The organism is Microcoleus sp. D3_18_C2 (assembly GCF_036702395.1).
Taxonomy (GTDB): domain Bacteria; phylum Cyanobacteriota; class Cyanobacteriia; order Cyanobacteriales; family Microcoleaceae; genus Microcoleus.
Genome location: NZ_JAUBTG010000053.1, coordinates 16,953 through 35,626, shown reverse-complemented (window position 1 = coordinate 35,626; position 18,674 = coordinate 16,953). Strand labels below are relative to the sequence as shown.

Genomic DNA, 18,674 nt, shown 5'->3' with positions numbered 1-18,674 from the left:
CCAAGCATTCGGCTGTGGACTCACAAACTCTTATAAGAAAGGGACTCAAACCTGAGTCATTTCGTAAGATTATATGCCATTAGGGTGGCAATTAAATCTGGTCAAAAAATATCGCCCAACTCTCAAGTTAAAAAATGCTAAAAATGACACCATTAGCTAACATTTTCAATGCCATGAAAGAGCCAGTAAAAAAGCATAATAACTCCAAGTGGGGAGCCTTCTTGCTGATGCTAGCAGTAGGCTTTGGCGGCTGGCAAATTGGGTTGCCGGAGCTGGCATCTTTTTTTAATAATAGGGCTTTTGAAAACTACAAAGCCAATCGATTCGCTGATACTCAACAAGCATATGAGTTAGCGCTCTGGGTAGATCCAAAAAGCCGCACAGCTCTTTACAATTTAGGATGGCTTTGCGAAGAGGTGCAAGATTTAGAGTGCGCCCGAGAAAAATATCTGCAAGCTGCAAAACTCGGTCTGCCTGCTGCTTACAGCAACCTGGCTAGGTTATATATAGTCGATAAAAAAAACTATCCGGCTGCAGTTCACTTCCTGTGGCAAGGTTTGAAATTAGCTGAGGACGATCGAGTAAAATATTCTTTACTCAAAAACTTGGGATGGGCTCGCCTGGAACAGGGTCGATATTCAGAGGCATTGCAGCATCTGGATGAAGCGATTAAAATTGATAGTGAAGGGCCAGCAACTTACTGCTTAAAAGCGCAAGTCCTAGAAAAGATAAAAAATACGAAGGAAGCGCTGCCGCAGTGGAAAATTTGTCTAAAGTATGCGGATTCTCAAGAATTCGATGAGGATATATGGATAGGGATGGCACGTCAACGATTAAACGAGGAAAAAACAAAAAAATGAAACGCACAGTTTTGCTTTCATCAACCATACTGGCAATTATAACGGTACTGGAGCTAAGTCAAGCCTCAAAAGCAGTGCCAACTCCTGCGACTGTTAAACATGCCCTTAATCAATCAGTCGAAATGCTGTTGAGTTCGGATCAGTCGATGCGACAGTGCAGAGATAGAAATGGTGGAAAATATGCGTGTCCGAGATTCATCATGACTCCGGAGAGCGAAGAATAAGAGTTATTTTCAATAAATTTTGTAGAGTGTACCATCACCACTTTACAGCAACAGGTATGTAGTATGTAGTAGTAAGTATGCAGGGTGCGCCGTCCGCACCTTATAGCATTTGAGATGTGAGATTAAGAATTGAAGAATTGGAAATAACTTATGGCGATAATGGTTTGCAGCTTGCATAAAGCTGCATTCTTTTTTGGAACTGTTATAACTCTTAATCATTGCTGTCTAGGCTATTGCTGGCATCCACACCGGGCGCAGGGCTGTTTCATTCGACCAAGGGACAAACCCTGGTGAAGATTCCCGATATTTGAAACATCGATTTGATCATTCGTGGAGGGGGTAGGCATTCTTGGCACTACCCCTACAAAACGATTATTTCCCTGAGAATGAAACCGCCCTGCCACCGGGCGGGGATAAAACCCCGCCAGCAATTCTATCTACTCGCCCTCCGTCAAAGCTGAATCTTGCTGCTGGTGCGAGGTGCTGTAAAAACTAGCAATAATCGCCACCATCAACCACCAAAGCATATTAACTTCCGGCCGGTACCAAACTGTATCGACAAAACCGTGGGCCATCATGCCTGCTAAAGTGGCGATCGCCCCAATCAACCAAAACCCCTGATTCGATTTGAGATTTTGGATTTGAGATTTGGGATTTTGGGATTCTTCCTCTAAATTAGAGATGTTAAATTGTGCATCCCGCAGATTTTTGATCTGCAACAAACCATGATTGACGGTGACAGTCATCAGCCACAGGAAACACATTAAACCGATAAAACCGGTTTCTACCACAATTTCCAGCAGCACCGAGTAAGCGCTCAAAGCAGTGAATCTCGGCTTCATATAAAGCGGGTAAACTTTATTAAAAGCAGTGTTTCCCGGCCCGATTCCCAGAATTGGCCGATCGCGAATCATGTCAATCACCGCCGTCCACACATTAATCCGAAAATTGTTACTGCTGTCACCTCGACCAATAAACATACTCGAAACTCGATCGCGCAGAGGCTCCACTAAAGCCACTCCTAAAATTAACGCCCCAGCCAAACCTCCTAACCCTAACGGCAGCGCCCAAGTTCGCCAGAACCGAGGCATCAAAGGGCTGTACCAGTACCACAGCAGCACTAAAAATACCACCAGTAGAGCCACAAAACCGATCCAAGCACCCCGGCTATCCGTGTAGCGCAAACACGCGCAATTCACCACCAGCATCGTCAGCGCTAAAATTTTTGTTCCCCATCCTTTCCACACAAAAAGTGCGGCAGCGCTCAATGCAATGGCTGGCAGCAAATAGGAACCAAGCAAGTTAGGATTTCCCAGAAAGCTGTAAACTCGCGTGACATTGGCTTGAGTAGAAGTCGGATCGTTCCAAGTAGCTAATGGCGGCACTTTGTCAATCCACTGCCGCACGCCGTAGAAACTGACAACTAGAGAGACGTTCAAAAATACGGCAATTAACCACGATCGCCAACGGGGATCTCGCAAGATCCGAGCCATCAGCGCAAAAAACAGCAAATACAGGGTTAGCTTGCTCCAACCAGTAGCAGCGGCGACTTTCACCGGCGACATCGCCGTTGCGACGGTGGCTATGCCCCAGTACAGCAGTACCAGCAAGTAAATCGGCCTCAAGGCGATCGGGCGATCGTCCGAAACAGTTAGCAGCACCCAAAATGCAGCGCTAGCCGCCATCAACACCCCCACCAAGGCATTGTTTACAAACGGCGCCAAACCGAAAGTCAAGGCCAGCAAAACAAAACCCAAGGGTTCTGCCCACTGCATCAGCCAGCTACTCTGCCGCCAACTGCGTAAAGAGCCGATCGCCAAATTGAATAAATAACTTCTACTTTGCCACTGAGAGAGCGGCAAATTTGCCAGAGTTAACTGTTGCCAAACTGAATTCATTTTTAGATTGATTATTGGTAATTGGAAATTGGGAATCGGGAATTGGGAATTGAGTCTAAAAGCATCGACAATTGGTAGTAACTCCCATCTTGGACTATTCTCTCTTAAGGCTTTTCTTGTCGGATCCACAAAGAATAAATTTATTGTGGGGGGACACGCGAGCCCGCGCCTAAAAGCCTTATTGAGAATAGTGCAACATCTCAGTATTAATTAACAAATGACTTGTTTCATCTTCCTTCTTCTTTCCATCCGTTACATCCGTTAGAAAATCCGTTGCCGAACTTCCTTCTTCCTTCTTTAGCCTTCCAACAATTCCGTAGCATTTGTGCAAGGCAGCCAGAGCACGTAGCGATATCCAGATTCCGGGGTTCCTTGAATCGAGAGTTGGCCGCCTTGAATTTCCACCAATTGGCAGCAAAGCAGCAGCCCCAAGCGTTCGCGCGCCCCGTAACCAGCTAACACTGGTGCACTATCCTCTGCATTCTGCGCCGCCAAAGCCGCCAACTCAGAAAACGCCAGCGTTAATCGCTGCGAACCCTGTGTCGGGAGTTGCGGTTCTCCGGGAGAGTCGGTTTCGGAGTTCGATGGCGAACCGCTACCAGATCCGGCCTTCAACAAGTAGTCGGTGTAGAGTTTAGCATGGGGCAAACTTTCCCCTAACCAAGGATGAAAAACCCACACTCCGATGTTGATACCGTCTTCTTTCCGAGAAACGTGGACTCGAATCACGCTGCCTGCCCCAGCAGATTGAATAATGCTAAAAATTAAGTGGTGCAGCATTTGCTGAACCTTATCTTTATCTACCAACCAGATGCGCGACCCGGGCCCCATCGACAAATTAATTTCTTGCTCTCGTCTACTTGCCGCCGAGGACAGGATTGTCACAACCTGCTGGGACAGAGTTTCTATATCGACTGCGGTTCGCTTCAATGTGAAAGCGGAATCATCTAGTTCTGCCAGTTCCAAAATTTCTTCAACTAGCGATCGCAAAGAGCGGCTGCTGTCTTGGATCACGTCAATATATTCTTTTTGCTTGCTCGTTAAGGGGCCATAAATTTCTTGTTTCAACACACTTGCCATGCCGAGGACAGAAGTGAGTGGTGTGAGCAATTCCTGCGCTAAATTATTTAGCAGTTTTACTTTAATTGAGTTAGTAGACAAATCGATAGGTTTGTTAGTCATCGTTAATTTTTATTGGTTCATTGTCGAGCGAGGGTTTGCGGTTCATTAGACCTATTCCCAAAGTCTATAACAATCTGTTTATAATTCACGACAAAAAAAAGTCGTGAAGAAAAATATATATTCCTTCTTCCCTAGAAGCTCTTGTTTATCTGAGTAATTAACTACCAGCCGGGAAGTCCCTCGGTATATTTAAAGGGGATTAATCTGAGCGCTGCGCGAAGTACCCCGTTGGAAATTACTCCTTGGGATGAAAGGCTCGTCGGGTGTAGGTACCCAAAGCGACAATTATTTCTGTATATCCCTTGATAATCTGGAAATACTCTGATAATATATTAGCAAGTGGGGGTGGAACTACCTCACTATAAAAAGCCTTTGAAAAAAAGGAAAAAGAAGCCTGCGGTCTAACTGTACTCAGTTGACAGTCAGGTTTGTTCACGATTTAATCATTGCTTCTAAAGCTGATTGCAAGTCTTGAGTGAGTTCGGCAACTGCTAACCTGCGGCTGGTTTGATATCCCTCCCAACGATCGCTCACTGATATGGGTTCGCCCACGGTCATTTGTACCTGCTGTTTGCCCAACTTCGGTCTGCCGAAAGGATTTCCCCCTTTGATGCGAGCCAGTACGTCCCACAGCAGTAAAGTTGTTTCTGCCAAACGTTCTGCTGTCAGTTGTTCTGCGACGTACCTGCCCGTGACAGACACGAAACTTTCTACAAGTCTCATGTGCCACATCCGAAGACTTGCTTCTTCAGCGAGGCGATCGGCTAATCCTCTTTCTAAGGGAGAAAGTGCTGCAATATCTTTGATATCTTCTCGATAGATATACTCCCAGCCTGCTTGTTCCAGACGGCGGCAGCGGTCTATTAAACTGCCTTTGGGCTTTAAGTTAAAATATTCTTCGGCTACTTGCAAACCCACGTCTAACAAAGCTTTCAGTCGAGCAATTATTACTTCATTGTCCGAATCATTTGCCGTTATTTTGGGGGGGAATAATGATGTTAAACTAGATGTAGATGACTGTATTTGCTTATGATAAAAACGGCTGTAAAACTCTTCCATTACTGCTAGCAAATGACCGCCAAGTCGAATCAGGCGTAGATATTGGAATTTATGATTTTGGTTTTCGGAATCGGAATTTGCCGTCTCTAAATTAGCGATATCGGTGCGTTCTAAGGGTGGCAGTCCGCAATCAATTTCTAATTGAGTTAAAAGTTTTTCTAGGGGTTGCCAAGGTGGATTGACATAGCGGTATTGAATGCCGATCGGCACAATTAAAACTTTTTCAGTGCGTGCGGCTTTTAGCAAATCTTCAACGCACCAGAAACCCATTTGAGCAATTCCCGGTTCGAGGGGGCTCACTATTTCATTGTGACCGTTGGTAGCGCCTTCTGGGGCGGCGGCGATCGGGAATTGGCTGTTGGCAAATAAATCGCGGGCCGATCGCAATCCGGCGCGATCGATCTTACCGCGAACGATCGGAGTGCCACCGAGTTGGGAATAAAGCCAGCCGACTCCCGCACCGGCCCACAGGGGAATGCCGCGATCGTAGATAAAGTGGGAATGTACCGGGGATTGCAGGGGAATGCCTTTGGCCCGCGCCGCCTGGGGAACGAGTTTCCAAATTAGTTGTCCCAAACAGTAGGGATCGTCTGAGTTGGGGTGGCGGAAGGCTAGCAAGAAGCGAACTTTCTGATTTTGAAATTGGTGGAATAGTTCGGCGAGGGTTTCGACGTTTTCGGCTTGAACGTGGCTGATACTCGTCCGAAATCGCAGCCACCAGGGGAGTATTTGCTTACAACCTTGCATCACTAGGGGGTTGTAGGCTGGGGGTATGAATTCCAGCGGTGGCTGAACTTGGCTAATTGAATTGGGCATTGTGCGATTTTAAATTTTAAATTTTAGATTTTAGATTACTAGGTTGGGGTGAAAACTTCCAATTTTGAGAATGCTGAAGTTTGTTTTATTAACCGCAGAGGACGCAGAGGACACGGAGGAAGAGAGGATATAGCAAAGCGTGTCGTGTCAATTTAATGTCAAAAGTATTACCTGTCTGGGATCGGATATCATGTCGAGTCGATCGACCCCAATATTTTCGTCGGGGCGAGTTTACGGGATTTCTGGCTTATATTACAACTTGGGGGTAAACCCGCCCACACAAGAATTACGATTATTTTACAGGACTAGATATGAACCCATCATCTTTTTTACCCCCCTGCCCTTGACAAAGGGGATGCGAGGAGATGGGAAACTCGACTAAAAAGGTGATTTATCCTCAGTTTCAGCCTTCAACACAGATTTTTGCAATCCCAAATCTAAAATCTAAAATCTAAAATCCTATTGTGCGGCTTCAAATATCATTTCTTGGAAGTTAATGACATCCGATCGCGGATCGCAGTGAGTGACTTTGACTTCAAACCGATCGCCTATTGCCACCGATCGACCAAATCGCATTGCCAATTCTAAACCCAAATCTTCCAATAAAATCAATCCGAGATTGCTGTCTTCCCTCAGCCAGCGAAGCATTAAGGCTTCCCAAACTTCATCGGGGTTGCGCCGCAAATATTCCAATCCCCAATAGCGGTTGGTTTGGCGTTCGACGGTGGATGCTTCTTTAACTGCGGTGCCGAGACACATCACAATGTCCTGTATTTCTTCAGCGGAAAAAGGTAGTGGTTCGCCTCGCAGGTGGGCTTTGATTTGGAAGTGAGTCAGCAAATCGGTATAGCGGCGGATCGGGGAAGTAACTTGAGTGTATAATTCCAAACCCAAGCCTGCGTGGCGTCCGGGGGTGAGGCCCATTTCGCTGCGGGGCATACACCGACGCACGGCGCAAGCGCGGGCGGGGCCTGCAGGCACGGCTAGCAATTCTTCATCGGGAGGGAGTTCGGGCTGTGGCTGATAGCGGTAGGGTATGGGCAGGCTGTGAGCTTGACCGTAGCGGGCGGCTAGTTCGCCGGCTAAAATCATCATTTCGGCGACTAGCATCCGGGCGGTGGAGTCGTCGATGACGTGGATTTTGATGTCGTCGCCGTTGACTTTGATGACGGATTCTGGCATGAAAATGCTGATTGCGCCTTGGGCTTCCCGCCATTTTTGGCGCAGTTTGGCCGCAGAGGCGATCGCTGCTATTTCTGGTTCTGCTTCGATTCCCAACTCCAGCATTTCGTCTACGTCATCGTATGTCAAGCGGTAGGTGGGTTTTATGGTGCTGATGTGGATGCTGTAATCTTGAGCCGCGCCGATTTCGTCTAAGGTGACGCTGAAGCTGAGGGCGCTGCACTCTTTGCCTTGAATTAAACTCATCGGCCCGGTTGCCAAAGCTGGGGGAAACATGGAGATCATTCCCGTGGGCAGGTAAACCGTAGTGGTGCGCTTTCTGGCTTCGAGGTCGAGTTCGTCTCCGGGGGAAAGCAAGCGGGTGGGATCGGCGATGTGTATCCAGATCCGCTGCTGGCCGTTTTCGAGGAATTCTAAGCTGAGGCCGTCGTCGATTTCGGTGGTGCTTTCGTCGTCGATCGTGTAAACCTTGAGGTGAGTTAAATCGAGACGATTTGTGTCCGAGTCGGTTGGGGGATTTTCTAGGCAGCGTTGGGCCACTTCTAATACCTTTGCGGAGAATTGTAGGGGAATTTGGCTTCGCCGCAAAAACAGGTTTTCGTGGGTACTCCAGAGGCCTAGATCGACTAGGAGGCTAAAGGCTGCTTCGGGGTTTTCGGATCGTTGTAAGCTGGCTAAAGTTTCTAAGGCTGGGGTGCGGTGCGTTGCTTCTTCTCCGAGGATGGCAAAGCGTTCTAGGGCGTCGAGGCGAGTTCGATCGCTATTTTCCCAATCTACATTTTCCCCTGCCAGCCGCTGTTTGACTCGATCCCAAAATCCTTGGGATTCTTGGTGTCGCTGCTGTTCTACTTCTTGCTGGTGTTTGATTTCGGCTACTTGGGCTGCCGATCGCGGTTCGTAGCGATCGCCCTTTTGTTTGAAATACAGTTTATCTGTTGACAGCAAACAGTACGCCGCGTAACACTGGGCCGCACTACTCTCAGAAAATAGCAGCATTGCCAGGGATTCGGGATCTGCTGTTTCTCCGTCACCGACTAAAAGTTCCCAAGCGACTTCCAAACTCGACGGATCTGAGTAGGCTTCTACTTCTTTGAGAAATTTGGGAATGTCGGAGGGTTTGTAAGTTTCTCCGACTACTTCGTAGCTGATTTGTTTGGGCGGTATGCTGTGCGGTTGACCGTTTTCGTCTACCACGACCCAGTTTTTCTTGCCGTCGGGGCGATCGGCAACTGCCAGACGGCGGTCGCCGTGCACTCTAAATTCTACTAACGTTCCCTTCTCCACTTGCCAGCTTTATATTTGAGATTTTGGATTTTTACAGTAGCCACTTATCGAGTTTCGAGCTTGCGATTTTAGATTTTGGATGTTGGCAATTTTTCTGGTCAATTGTGAAAGTTAAAATCTAAAAAGTTTTTCTTTATTCTTGCTTTTTTTTTAACTTTTGACTTGTGATTAAGACTTGCGCTGCTGCGACTCTTAATCTTATTTCGCGATTATTTCGCTGCATTCTTGCTGCACTATTAATGACAGAAAGACGTTGTTCTCGCGCAAGTCTTATTCCCAGTCCAAAATCTAAAACCCAAAATCCCAAATCCTGTTAACCTTCTTGGTTTACGAAGGGCATCAAAGCTACAATTCTTGCTCTTTTGATGCTTCTGGTCAGGTCTCGCTGCTGTTTTGCCGTCAAACCGGTAATCCGGCGGGGCAAAATTTTACCGCGTTCTGTGACGTATTTTTTGAGCAAATCTACATCTTTGTAGTCGATCGGGTCTCCTGGTTTGATGGGCGAAACGCGCCGGCGAAAGTAAGTCATGGTTTGTTGTTTGTTGACTGTTGTTTGTTGACTGTTGATTGTGAGTTTTTAGTTATTAGCCGTTAGTTGCTAGCCGTCAGGAAAGCATTGGTTAATTATCTGCTTTTCGCCGATCAATATCAATTGCCAACAACTGATGACTGATGACTAAGGACTAATGACTAATCGCTACTTGATCTCTTTGTGGGCAGTGTGGCTGTTGCAATGGGGGCAGAACTTTTTGAGTTCCAGCCGCGCCGTCGTGTTGCGACGGTTCTTGGTGGTGGTGTACCGAGACACGCCTTTTGAGCGTTTGCTTACGTTTGTACGGCACTCAGTACACTCTAGAGTAATTATGATGCGGACGCCTTTAGCCATAATTCTAAATAAATTTCGACTAATTTAAACACAATTTATTATCTTCTCACATTGCTCTGCACTTGGTCAAGCAATCTTCTAACTTTGATGTCGAGGGAGTAGCCACGGCGGGTTCCAACTACGATCGTCCCGCCGATGCGATCGTGGAAAGCTTGGGGAAACCTTTCGGCGGAGGTGAGGGCTACGCTACAGTCGATCGCCAGGGGCAGCATCAGCAGCAAGACGGCGGCGTTGGTAGATGTGAGTCCACCTATACCTGCGAAGGCTAAGGCCGCGCAAAAGCCCAGCAATGCCTCGCGCTTGCACAGTTTTTGCACTCCGGGAGTCCGTTGGAATCTGGGATCGACAATTTTCATGTCCAATGCCCAGCGCCCGAGACTTTGGCCTTGGTTTTTCCTGACGATGGCTACGCGCATGATCAGCCACAGCAAAACAAAAAATATGATTTGGACGATCGCATTAGTACCCAGAAGCAAACTGGGTAGCCAAACTGCGATTCCGTCGATGCAGAGGGCCGCGGCGCGGCGGCCGACGGATACTTTGGGAAGGAGAGGTACTAAATCGGAACTCATAGGCAAAAAGGTCGATCGCCACTAGCTACTTTTTGATCTTAAGCTCTCGATTAATCGATCGGCATCAATGGCGTGTAACTCAACTTCCAAGCCAAGCGCTAATTATTCAAGCTGAAAATGGATGTTCGCCAATTCCCAACTGCTTTTTCGACTTTTCCACCTGTTCCCAGAGTGTTTGGATCTGAGTAAATGCCTGTTCCACAGAGATTTTACCGTTAGATGTCAAGGAACTGATGTAACCCACTCGCTGAGAAAACTCTTGTAAATTCGCATTAAATACTAAATTCTCTGGCTTTACTTCACCGTAATAACGATTTTGAGGATATAAAAAATTTGAATTTGCTACCATTGCTTTAACCTCGCTTGAAAACCTTTTTTTCTAGTTATCTATATTATAAACCGCGATCCCCTTCTAAAGTTGTGCTGTAAGTAGCAGAAATTATGTGACATTTGGCGAACTTTTTTGTGATGGCAATTACACGGATAGATGAGGGCGACAAAAACCTCAGTATTTTCACCTGTACAACTTACGCAGGCGGGGTCAACAACCAGGTTTATGCCTTAAGGCTTATAACTTCGGATGTTGCGTCCAAACCAGGTTTTTGTTAGTCCAGGACTGAGTTATTGAAAGAAGTGACAAAAACCCCTGAAATGGATAATATTATTGCAGAGATAAATAGTTAGACTTTTAGTAAAAAACTGCGTAGTGTATCCCAATGCGCGTCAAGCGAAGCTATCCCGAAGGGAATCGCCCCGTCCCAAACCCCGGCTGAGGCAAGTTTTAATCAGACTTCCCATCGCCGTAATTGCTGCTGTTATTGCCTTCAACCTTCTTCACTCCTTAATTCCAGTGTTTAAAGAATCTGTATCCCAAGCAACGCCGCCACCAGAAATCCAAAACGTGCTCGCCGGCAATCGCAAAATTGTGATAGTGGGCGACAGCATCACCGAGGGTGGGAAATACCCCGGAGGTTACGTTTGGCTGCTGCAACGCTATCTCAATGCCCTTTATCCCGATCGCCAAATCGAAATCGTCAACGCCGGAATCTCCGGTAACAAGGCGACTGATATGCAAGCGCGCTTCCAAAAAGATGCGATCGACCAAAAGCCAGATTTAGTGATGATTAATGTCGGAGTCAACGACGTTTGGCACGCTTTCTTTGACTTCCAAAACCTGCGATTTTATCCGCAAGGCAAGTTGCCCACGGGAGTGCCACTGGCAGAATATCGGGAGAAAATAACTCAAATGGTGCTGGCGGCAAAAGCCGCAGGAATTCGAGTTGTACTGCTTTCTCCTACTCCTATCGGCGAAATTCTCGACGGCCCAGAAAATCGTAGGTTGCAAGAGTATATTGCCGCGATGCGAGAAATTGCGTTAGAGAATCAGTGCTTGTTTATCGATTTGAATGCGCCTTGTCGGGAAGTTATCGGCACTTATCAAAAGCACGCGGGCAAAACTCTGAATTTGTTGGCTGCAGATGGAGTGCACCCAAATCAATCGGGATATCGAATTATAGCTTTTACTATCTTGCGCGGTTTGGGCGTACCCGCAAAGGATATTGAGAATTTGGAAGTCAAAAATTGAATCTTTGATTTTAGTTAACAGTTGACTTTGGGGTGTTAATTGAAAGTATCAAAGCTACAAGCCCCCTGATTTATGTCGCGGGTGAATTATTCCAATATAACATCTAAAATCTCAAATCATTCAATCGGCGGATGATACCGCTTTAACCAACAACTACCGATAATCACCAACGCCACCACAACTATAATTTCTGTCCAAAAAAACGACAGAAAATCACTGGCAGTTCCCACCGGAGGCACCCCAGGTTGAGCATTGCGAATAGCGGGAAAAGCAAATAGCATTACACCCGTCCAACTCAGCATTCCTACTTCCGGTAACTTACCCGATTTCATCACTTTTAATGCTAGCAAAAGCGCCATAATTGACAGCACCCACATGATCACAATAATCACTAAGGCAAAGAACTTCACCGGGAGCGATCGAGTTGCAGAAACATCGATATAAATAAAGATAGATGAATTCTCTTCCATCGGCTTATAACTGATGTCGAAACCGGGAACATCGGCATGGAAATTAAATTCCAGAGGTACGGGATTCAGTTCAAAGGGAGCAAACTTTTTCCCAATCGAAGGCAGCGGGTCGATCGAAATAGCTACTTTAGCAATGTGGGTGTCAAACGGGTAATTGTTAATTTTCCCTTTGACTAAGTTAAACTTCAATGCAGGGACAATCATCGGTTTGCCTTCTTTAAAGGTAATTTCCGAATCCGGTACATTTGCGCCGTTAACTGTCATTAACAAGTCTTGAGCCGGGTAAGTTGGCCCTTTTTTATAAATACCTTTGAGTTCAAACTGCAAGCGGGCTTCTAATTCGTTTTTAATGGGGTCAACGGCAATTAATGTCATTTTTACCTCAACCAAGCCTTTCGACGCTACAGCGCTTTCTGGAGATGGATTGTAAGGCTCTTGGGCGTTAGCATTGTGAGAGTAAATAGATAAGATAATTGCAAAGATTACGACCAGACTGCAAATTAAAATAAGTATTTTTTTGAGATTAACTTTGTTGATACTTTGCATTTAATAGGGATTTTTATGTGTTAAAATGTTGTTAGTATTTCCCGCAGTCCGCCAGGGGTTTAAACCCCTGGCTCATAGCTAAAGTCGGTTAAAACCGACTGAAGAAACTTGAGCGATAATAAATGTTGGTTTTAGTCCTCTTTTAGAGGACTTTCGCTGTGAGCCGGGGTTTTCAACCCCCGGCGGGCTGTGGCGAGCGGCGCAAGAACCAGGCGAATCAACGCGAAACTACGAACCGATAGGAAGCAGTACATTTGATGTAAAACTGCCGTGCAAGCCGTAGGGAATGTGCTGTTTTAAATGCAAGCGCGCTACAGGGCCTTTGGTAATGTCGCGAGCATCTAAAATCACTAAGGTCGATCGATGATTAGCTGCATCATACATTAAAACCAGCAGCCAGCCGTCATCCTCAGCCGTTGCACCTTCAGGCGAGACGCCTGAACCACGGGGAACAAACACCGGTTCCCCCGCAAAACCACGCGGTGCGGCACTCCAAATTTGCCTTTCACCAGTCACGAAATCAATTTTGAGGATAGCTTGCAAAGGAGCATTTCCCGTGGGAGCATCCGCAGCACCGATATACAGATATCGGTAAGGTTGTCCGACATTATTAGGATGCAAAGTTGGAAACTCGCAGCACCGAGTTTCAACAACTTGATGCTGTACGGTTTTGTCTTGCAAATTCAACTTAAACCGCCACAATTCGCCCGCTGGAATGCTCTCAAAATCAACCTCGCGAAAATCGCCGTCTGCTTCTACAGTTGGAAATGATTCGTAACAAACTGAATCCACAAAAACTTCGTCTCCTTCTTCCCATGCGTTGCAGTGGTGGAACACAAAACAAGGTTCGGTTTCTAATATCTTCACCTCGTCAGTGCCGTTGCGGGGAATTAAAATTGCTTGCGTTGGCTTGTTTGGCGAAAATTGAATGCACTGGGATGCACTCCGAAATCCTAACAAGAAAAGCAGCGGATTGAAGCTGACGGGATTTTGGAAGAATATGCAGTAATTCGGGGTAATTACCATGTCGTGCAGGAAGGCAAAACCCGGTATTGTATGGGCGTGACGCTGCAAAAGTTTGCCGCTTTCGTCGAGTTCGTAAATCGTGATGGTACTCGACAAACCGGGCTTGACGGAAAAGTTGACTAATCTGTCTCCTTTGCCATTTTTCCCTTTTTCAATTCTGGGGTGGGCGGCGAAGGCTTCACCGGGTTCCAAGATGCCATCTAGGGTGTCTAAGCCGAGTGTTTCTAGGGTGCGGGGGTCGAGTCTGTAGGGCTGTGCGGCTTCCCAAAGTGCTAGCAGTTTGTCGCCCCAATAAATGATGTTGGTGTTGGCAATGTTTTTGATTTTGACATCAAAGATGTTGGCTAGCCAGCCACCCGGTTTCTGTGTGCCGAAAACGCCTCGGTGGAGAATTTTTCCGGCTTCTTGTTCGGCGAGATAGCCTTCTGTGCGGACGAATCGGTTGCGGAAATGGGCGCGGCCTTCGGATATGGCGATCGCACAAACCATCCCGTCGCCGTCAAACGGGTGGTGGATGCGCTGGCCGTTGACATCCAATAATCCGGGCCCGTTGCGAAAGAATGTGCCTTGCAAGTCGGGGGGGATTTCGCCTTCTATGTCGTCAATCCAGTAGTCGGATTCGTTGGGTTGGGATTCGTAGCCACGCTGCCAGTCTGTGCGATCGTATGATGGGTTTTGGGCTGCTGTTTGAGGTTGGGAAATCTGTAATTTTTGCATGGGTATAATAAGCTTTTCTTGATTTAACCGCAGAGAACACAGAGGGCGCAGAGAGAAGGAAATTCGGAGAATGGGGAAACACAGTTAAATTCATCCGTTAAATTCATCCGTGTATCCGTGTCAAAATCTGTGTGTGCCTGCCTTTATTTACTGTCTGCGGTGCGACTTTGTGACCTTACTGTCGGTACTAAGTCGGGAAAGTATTCGGGCATGAAATGCTGTCCGCCTGGTTTGGAACTGCCTGGTTCTGGTTCTAATACGGGAAGAGACTTTTGATTGTTTGGATCGCTGCTTTCTGTACTGTCGGCGGGCAGCCAATTTAAGAAGGGTAGGGGCAGAAGTGTGGACAGGTTTGTGATGACTATTAGCAGCCAGAGGTTATCGAAATTGCGATCGGTAATTCCTAGCAAGTGGGTCAAAAGTGCACCGCCTTCGTGGGACAAAAGTCCTGCTAAATTTGTGATTGACATCAGCAGCGCAAATAAAGTTGCTTCGACGCCGGGGGGACACAATCTGGCGGAGAGTACGAGCACCGGCATATAAGCAATTTGTCCGATTACTGTCAGGATTAGGCTGTCTCCGATGCTGAACCATTGATCGTCAATTCCTAAAGCTCTGTTGGCATGAGTTACTAATAATAAAGTAGTCATGCCTAATGCTGTCGCTATGACGGTTGACCAGCCAAAAATTACTCGAAATGGAACTGTTTTGAGGAAGCGTTGAAACAGCCAAATGCCGGCGAGGGAGGCAATGCTGGTAACGAGGCGCACTCGGCCGAGAAACTCTGGTTGAAAGCCTAATTCATTGGTGGTGAAAAAGAAGAAGGCGGAGTCTGAGCTTGGGGTGGCTTGCCAGAGGAAGAGAAAGGCTGTGGGCAGCCAAATGGTTTTTTGGGTAACAGCTTGCCGTAGTTGTTTGAATTGGTCTTTGACAGTTTCAAAGTCGGTTCTTTTGTCGGTTTTTTCTTCGGCAATTAACCAAGCTGTTGCTGATACAATTAGCGGGAAAGATGCGGTGATTAAAAAGATAGTGTGGGTGCTGAAGTGTTGCAGCAGGGAACCGCTGAGGTAGGCGGTAATTAGTCCGCCGAGGGCTGAAGCGCCCCAAGACAAGGATTGCAGGGAACCGGCGTCGGTAACGGATTCTTTTCTGGCCCTTTCGACTACCAGGGAATCGGCGATTACGTCGCTGACTGCGAGGGAGAGGGAACTCAGGGCGATCGCGCCTGTAGCTGCAAGCGGTGTGTGTACAATTGTTGCGAGGCTCACCCATGCTAAGGTTCCCAGCAGCCCGGAGAGGACGATGTAAGGGCGTCTGCGGTAGCCGAATATCGGCAAGCCGTCGGACATGAACCCGAACACGGGTTTGATAATCCAAGGCAGGGCTACGACGCCCAGCATGGCCGAGACTTCTGCCGGACTCATGCCGAGTTCGTCTTTGAGAAAGAAGCTGACGGCTAAGCGGGCTAGTCCGAGAATGCCTTGGACGAAGTAAATCAGTAAGATGGCTATGAGTTCGGGGGTTGGCTCATTCCCAAAGAATACTTTTTCTTTTAAAGATTCTTTGAGTTTGCTGACGCCGGAGGGGGAAACGAGCATTTGAGCAATATTTCTTAATGAATCTCAATATTTATAACACATTCTTAATGAGTTGGGGGAACTGCCGGAGGTGGGAGGCGAGAGTGGCGGGGATCTGGTAAGTGCTATAAAATTGTATTTATCTTGAATTTAAGCGTGTTTTGTAATAATAAAAACCGAAAAACGAACCGCGAAGGCGCGTTAGGCGAAGCCGCGCGTAAACCCTAGGACGCCAAGCAAGAGAAAGAAGAAAAAACTCACAACTGCGGTCAGCTTTGTTATATGATTATTGACCCTAAAAATGTACCGGAAATTACGGGTTCTAAGTACCCTCGGCAATTCCAATCTGCTGTTGCGGGGAGAGTTAAAAAACGCTTGGGCGATGCTGCCGGATTGCAGAATTTTGGGGTAAATTTGGTTAGACTGGCGCCGGGAAGTTGTTCTGCTCTCAGGCACTGGCATACCCGTCAAGATGAGTTAATCTATGTTCTGGAAGGGGAAGTTACTCTGATTACAAATTCGGGAGAGCAAGTGCTGAAACCGGGTATGGCGGCGGGTTTTCCGGCGGGTGATGCAGACGGGCATCATTTAGTCAACCGCTCGAATGCAGATGTTGTTTATCTGGAAATTGGCGATTCCCTTCGGGATAGCTTCGCTTCACGCACTCCGGGAGATAGTGCCGAATATCCCGATGACGATCTAATGGCAAAAGCTAACGGGAATAGTTGGATTTTTACTCGCAAAAATGGCGAGGTTTATGAGGATTAAAAAATTATGAGTCAAGTGAATCTTTGGACTTCGGCGGAACACGCTTTATGGTATCTGGCTAAGGCTGATGGTATTCCTCACCGCACTGAAGGTGAAGCGGTTTTGTTGGAGGAAGTGCCGAAAAATGTGAAGCGAATTCTGGATGTGGGCACGGGAGACGGGCGGTTGTTGGGTCTGCTTAAGTGCGATCGACCAAATGTTGAATGTGTGGCGATCGACTTTTCGCCGACAATGCTGGAAAAAGCCAGAATTCGCTTTGCTGATGACCCAAATGTCACGGTAATCGAGCACAATTTTGATGAATCGCTGCCGGATTTGGGCAAGTTTGATGCGGTTGTTTCTAGTTTTGCGATTCATCATGTAGCAGACGATCGCAAACGTTCGCTTTACACTGAGATTTTCGAGCTTTTGGAACCGGGAGGCATTTTTTGCAACTTGGAGCACGTAGCGTCCGCAACTCCGGCTTTACATGAGAGATTTCGAGAGGCGATCGGTATTAGCGATTCGCCCGACGATCCATCTAATAAATTGCTGGATGTGGAAACGCAATTGCGCTGGTTTAGAGAAATTGGTTTTACCGATGCCGACTGTTATTGGAAGTGGCGGGAACTCGCTTTATTAGTTGGGGTGAAACCTGTTTAGAGTATTTCGTGAAATTCCTAGATTAGGTAAGGACACGGCAGTGCCATGTTCCTACAAATATCGCATAGAATCTGTATGAGTTGCGTGAATTAATTAAATTAAATCAGGTACTTTAGGTTTGATTCGGCGCTCGTACCAGTTCATTAACGGGGTGGAACTAATACCGTGCAAAATCACAGAAAGTACGATCGTTGTAAAGGTAATCCAGGCAATTTTTTCGGCGGTTTCGCCTTTCAAACCGTCACCGAAAGCATAAGTAAGATAATAGATAGAACCGACACCACGAATGCCGAACCAACCGCACAGCAAGCGGCTGGCGGGATGCAAAGGACTGCCGATCGTACTAATCCAAGCTCCCACAGGCCGAATTAAAAAAATTAACAATCCACCTACTAAGAGGGAGTATCCTCCAGAGGCCAACATAGGCTCTAAACGCAAAAGCGAACCTAATAGTAAAATAGTTGCTACTTCCATTAACTTTTCTATGCGCTCGGTAAAGTGCAGTTGGGAAAGCGGCTTTTCTGGGTTTCGGTAACTCCGCTGCACCACAATTCCTGCTACAAAAACTGCGAGAAATCCGTAGCCGTTGACTACTTCTGTGAGGGAATAGGTGAGCAGAATTGTGCTCAGAGCAATGAAATCTTCCATTAATTGATCGGCTGGTCGATAGTGTTGGAGTTGCCGATCGATCCAGGTGACGGCTTTAGCTACTAAAATTCCCATAACGATAGCTGCGCCAATCGCCCAAATCAAGTCAACTGCTACCCACTGCGAAAACCAGTTCGACCAGTTGTTATCTTTTAGCGAATAAATGCCGAAATAAACAAAGGGAAAAGCTAAAGCGTCGTTTAAACCGCCTTCTGATGTTAAACCAAAGCGCAATTCATCGCGATCGTCTATATCAGCTAACTGAACTTCTGAGGCTAAAACTGGATCGGTGGGAGCGAGAATTGCTCCCAGTAAAATCGCCGGGCCCCAATCTAATTTCACAAACCAATGACCGATCGCAGCCACTGCAAAAATCGAAATTGGCATTAAAAAACCGATCAGCCGCGCTGTGGAATTCCAGGCCCAAAGTTGCAGTGGGCGATTCATTTTTAAGCCACAACTGAACAGAGAAACAATAACTACAAATTCTGTAAGTCTTTCTAAAAATTCAGCTTCGGGACGCAAGTCAATCAGCTTGATGCCGTAGGGCCCCAATCCGATACCGACAATTAGATAAATTAAGGCATAAGATACAGGCAATCGCGAAATCCAGCCGGAACCCAAGGTAACGGTAAGCAGGAGGATGCCAATAACTAGCAAGTTGAGAATGTAATCATCCACCATAACGATCGCACTTTTAATCAGATATAGCAAGTGCTATTTTGACAGGTA

At 46.8% G+C, this 18,674-nt stretch carries 17 protein-coding genes; 5 read left to right on the top strand and 12 right to left on the bottom strand.

The window, feature by feature from the left end; genetic code table 11:
- Window positions 1-143: 143 nt before the first annotated feature.
- The gene (locus QUA88_RS23805; protein ID WP_333057234.1) at window positions 144-860 is read left to right on the top strand and encodes a tetratricopeptide repeat protein; all 717 of its coding nucleotides are present in this window, start codon (window positions 144-146) and stop codon (window positions 858-860) included.
- On the top strand, window positions 809-1,084 hold the full coding sequence (locus QUA88_RS23800; RefSeq protein WP_333274180.1) for an Osc7112_2153 family protein: 276 nt from the start codon (window positions 809-811) through the stop codon (window positions 1,082-1,084). Before QUA88_RS23805 ends, QUA88_RS23800 begins: the two co-directional genes overlap by 52 nt.
- 437 nt (window positions 1,085-1,521) lie before the next feature.
- On the opposite strand, the gene QUA88_RS23795 is transcribed toward QUA88_RS23800, so the two are convergent.
- The 8 genes from QUA88_RS23795 to QUA88_RS23760 form a co-directional block, all read right to left on the bottom strand.
- The gene (locus QUA88_RS23795) at window positions 1,522-2,982 is read right to left on the bottom strand and encodes an IctB family putative bicarbonate transporter (RefSeq protein ID WP_333057231.1); all 1,461 of its coding nucleotides are present in this window, start codon (window positions 2,980-2,982) and stop codon (window positions 1,522-1,524) included.
- 297 nt (window positions 2,983-3,279) lie between these two features.
- Complete coding sequence (locus tag QUA88_RS23790) at window positions 3,280-4,164, bottom strand: histidine kinase dimerization/phospho-acceptor domain-containing protein (RefSeq protein WP_333057229.1); 885 nt, start codon at window positions 4,162-4,164, stop codon at window positions 3,280-3,282.
- 432 nt (window positions 4,165-4,596) lie between these two features.
- The gene (locus tag QUA88_RS23785; protein WP_333264115.1) at window positions 4,597-6,039 is read right to left on the bottom strand and encodes a 1-acyl-sn-glycerol-3-phosphate acyltransferase; all 1,443 of its coding nucleotides are present in this window, start codon (window positions 6,037-6,039) and stop codon (window positions 4,597-4,599) included.
- Between the two features lie 459 nt (window positions 6,040-6,498).
- Window positions 6,499-8,505: a ribonuclease R family protein gene (locus QUA88_RS23780; protein ID WP_333057227.1), complete on the bottom strand. Its 2,007-nt coding sequence runs from the start codon at window positions 8,503-8,505 to the stop codon at window positions 6,499-6,501.
- A gap of 313 nt (window positions 8,506-8,818) precedes the next feature.
- Window positions 8,819-9,034, bottom strand: coding sequence for a 30S ribosomal protein S18 (rpsR, locus tag QUA88_RS23775; protein WP_006631377.1), 216 nt, complete (start codon window positions 9,032-9,034; stop codon window positions 8,819-8,821).
- Window positions 9,035-9,202: 168 nt separating this feature from the next.
- Window positions 9,203-9,391, bottom strand: a complete 189-nt coding sequence (gene rpmG / locus QUA88_RS23770) for a 50S ribosomal protein L33 (protein WP_006631376.1) — start codon at window positions 9,389-9,391, stop codon at window positions 9,203-9,205.
- Between the two features lie 38 nt (window positions 9,392-9,429).
- A complete protein-coding gene (locus QUA88_RS23765) occupies window positions 9,430-9,963 on the bottom strand; it encodes an RDD family protein (RefSeq protein WP_333057226.1) in 534 nt (177 codons plus the stop codon).
- A gap of 106 nt (window positions 9,964-10,069) precedes the next feature.
- A complete protein-coding gene (locus QUA88_RS23760; RefSeq protein ID WP_333057225.1) occupies window positions 10,070-10,312 on the bottom strand; it encodes a DUF7219 family protein in 243 nt (80 codons plus the stop codon).
- A gap of 501 nt (window positions 10,313-10,813) precedes the next feature.
- On the opposite strand from QUA88_RS23760, the gene QUA88_RS23755 reads away from it, so the two are divergent.
- A complete protein-coding gene (locus tag QUA88_RS23755; RefSeq protein ID WP_333274174.1) occupies window positions 10,814-11,548 on the top strand; it encodes an SGNH/GDSL hydrolase family protein in 735 nt (244 codons plus the stop codon).
- A gap of 116 nt (window positions 11,549-11,664) precedes the next feature.
- Here the strand turns inward: QUA88_RS23755 and QUA88_RS23750 are convergent, their stop codons facing one another.
- The 3 genes from QUA88_RS23750 to QUA88_RS23740 all read right to left on the bottom strand — a co-directional run bounded on the left by QUA88_RS23750 (window position 11,665) and on the right by QUA88_RS23740 (window position 15,905).
- The gene (locus tag QUA88_RS23750; protein ID WP_333057223.1) at window positions 11,665-12,564 is read right to left on the bottom strand and encodes a DUF4436 family protein; all 900 of its coding nucleotides are present in this window, start codon (window positions 12,562-12,564) and stop codon (window positions 11,665-11,667) included.
- Between the two features lie 228 nt (window positions 12,565-12,792).
- A complete protein-coding gene (locus tag QUA88_RS23745) occupies window positions 12,793-14,307 on the bottom strand; it encodes a carotenoid oxygenase family protein (protein ID WP_333274170.1) in 1,515 nt (504 codons plus the stop codon).
- A 143-nt stretch (window positions 14,308-14,450) separates the two neighbouring features.
- On the bottom strand, window positions 14,451-15,905 hold the full coding sequence (locus tag QUA88_RS23740) for a folate/biopterin family MFS transporter (protein WP_333274168.1): 1,455 nt from the start codon (window positions 15,903-15,905) through the stop codon (window positions 14,451-14,453).
- 261 nt (window positions 15,906-16,166) lie between these two features.
- On the opposite strand from QUA88_RS23740, the gene QUA88_RS23735 reads away from it, so the two are divergent.
- Both QUA88_RS23735 and QUA88_RS23730 read left to right on the top strand, forming a co-directional pair.
- Window positions 16,167-16,652 (top strand): cupin domain-containing protein, encoded by a 486-nt coding sequence (locus QUA88_RS23735; RefSeq protein WP_333274165.1) that lies wholly within the window; start codon window positions 16,167-16,169, stop codon window positions 16,650-16,652.
- A 6-nt stretch (window positions 16,653-16,658) separates the two neighbouring features.
- Complete coding sequence (locus QUA88_RS23730; protein WP_333057219.1) at window positions 16,659-17,294, top strand: class I SAM-dependent methyltransferase; 636 nt, start codon at window positions 16,659-16,661, stop codon at window positions 17,292-17,294.
- Between the two features lie 93 nt (window positions 17,295-17,387).
- On the opposite strand, the gene QUA88_RS23725 is transcribed toward QUA88_RS23730, so the two are convergent.
- The gene (locus tag QUA88_RS23725; protein WP_333212157.1) at window positions 17,388-18,656 is read right to left on the bottom strand and encodes a sodium:proton antiporter; all 1,269 of its coding nucleotides are present in this window, start codon (window positions 18,654-18,656) and stop codon (window positions 17,388-17,390) included.
- Window positions 18,657-18,674: the final 18 nt, after the last annotated feature.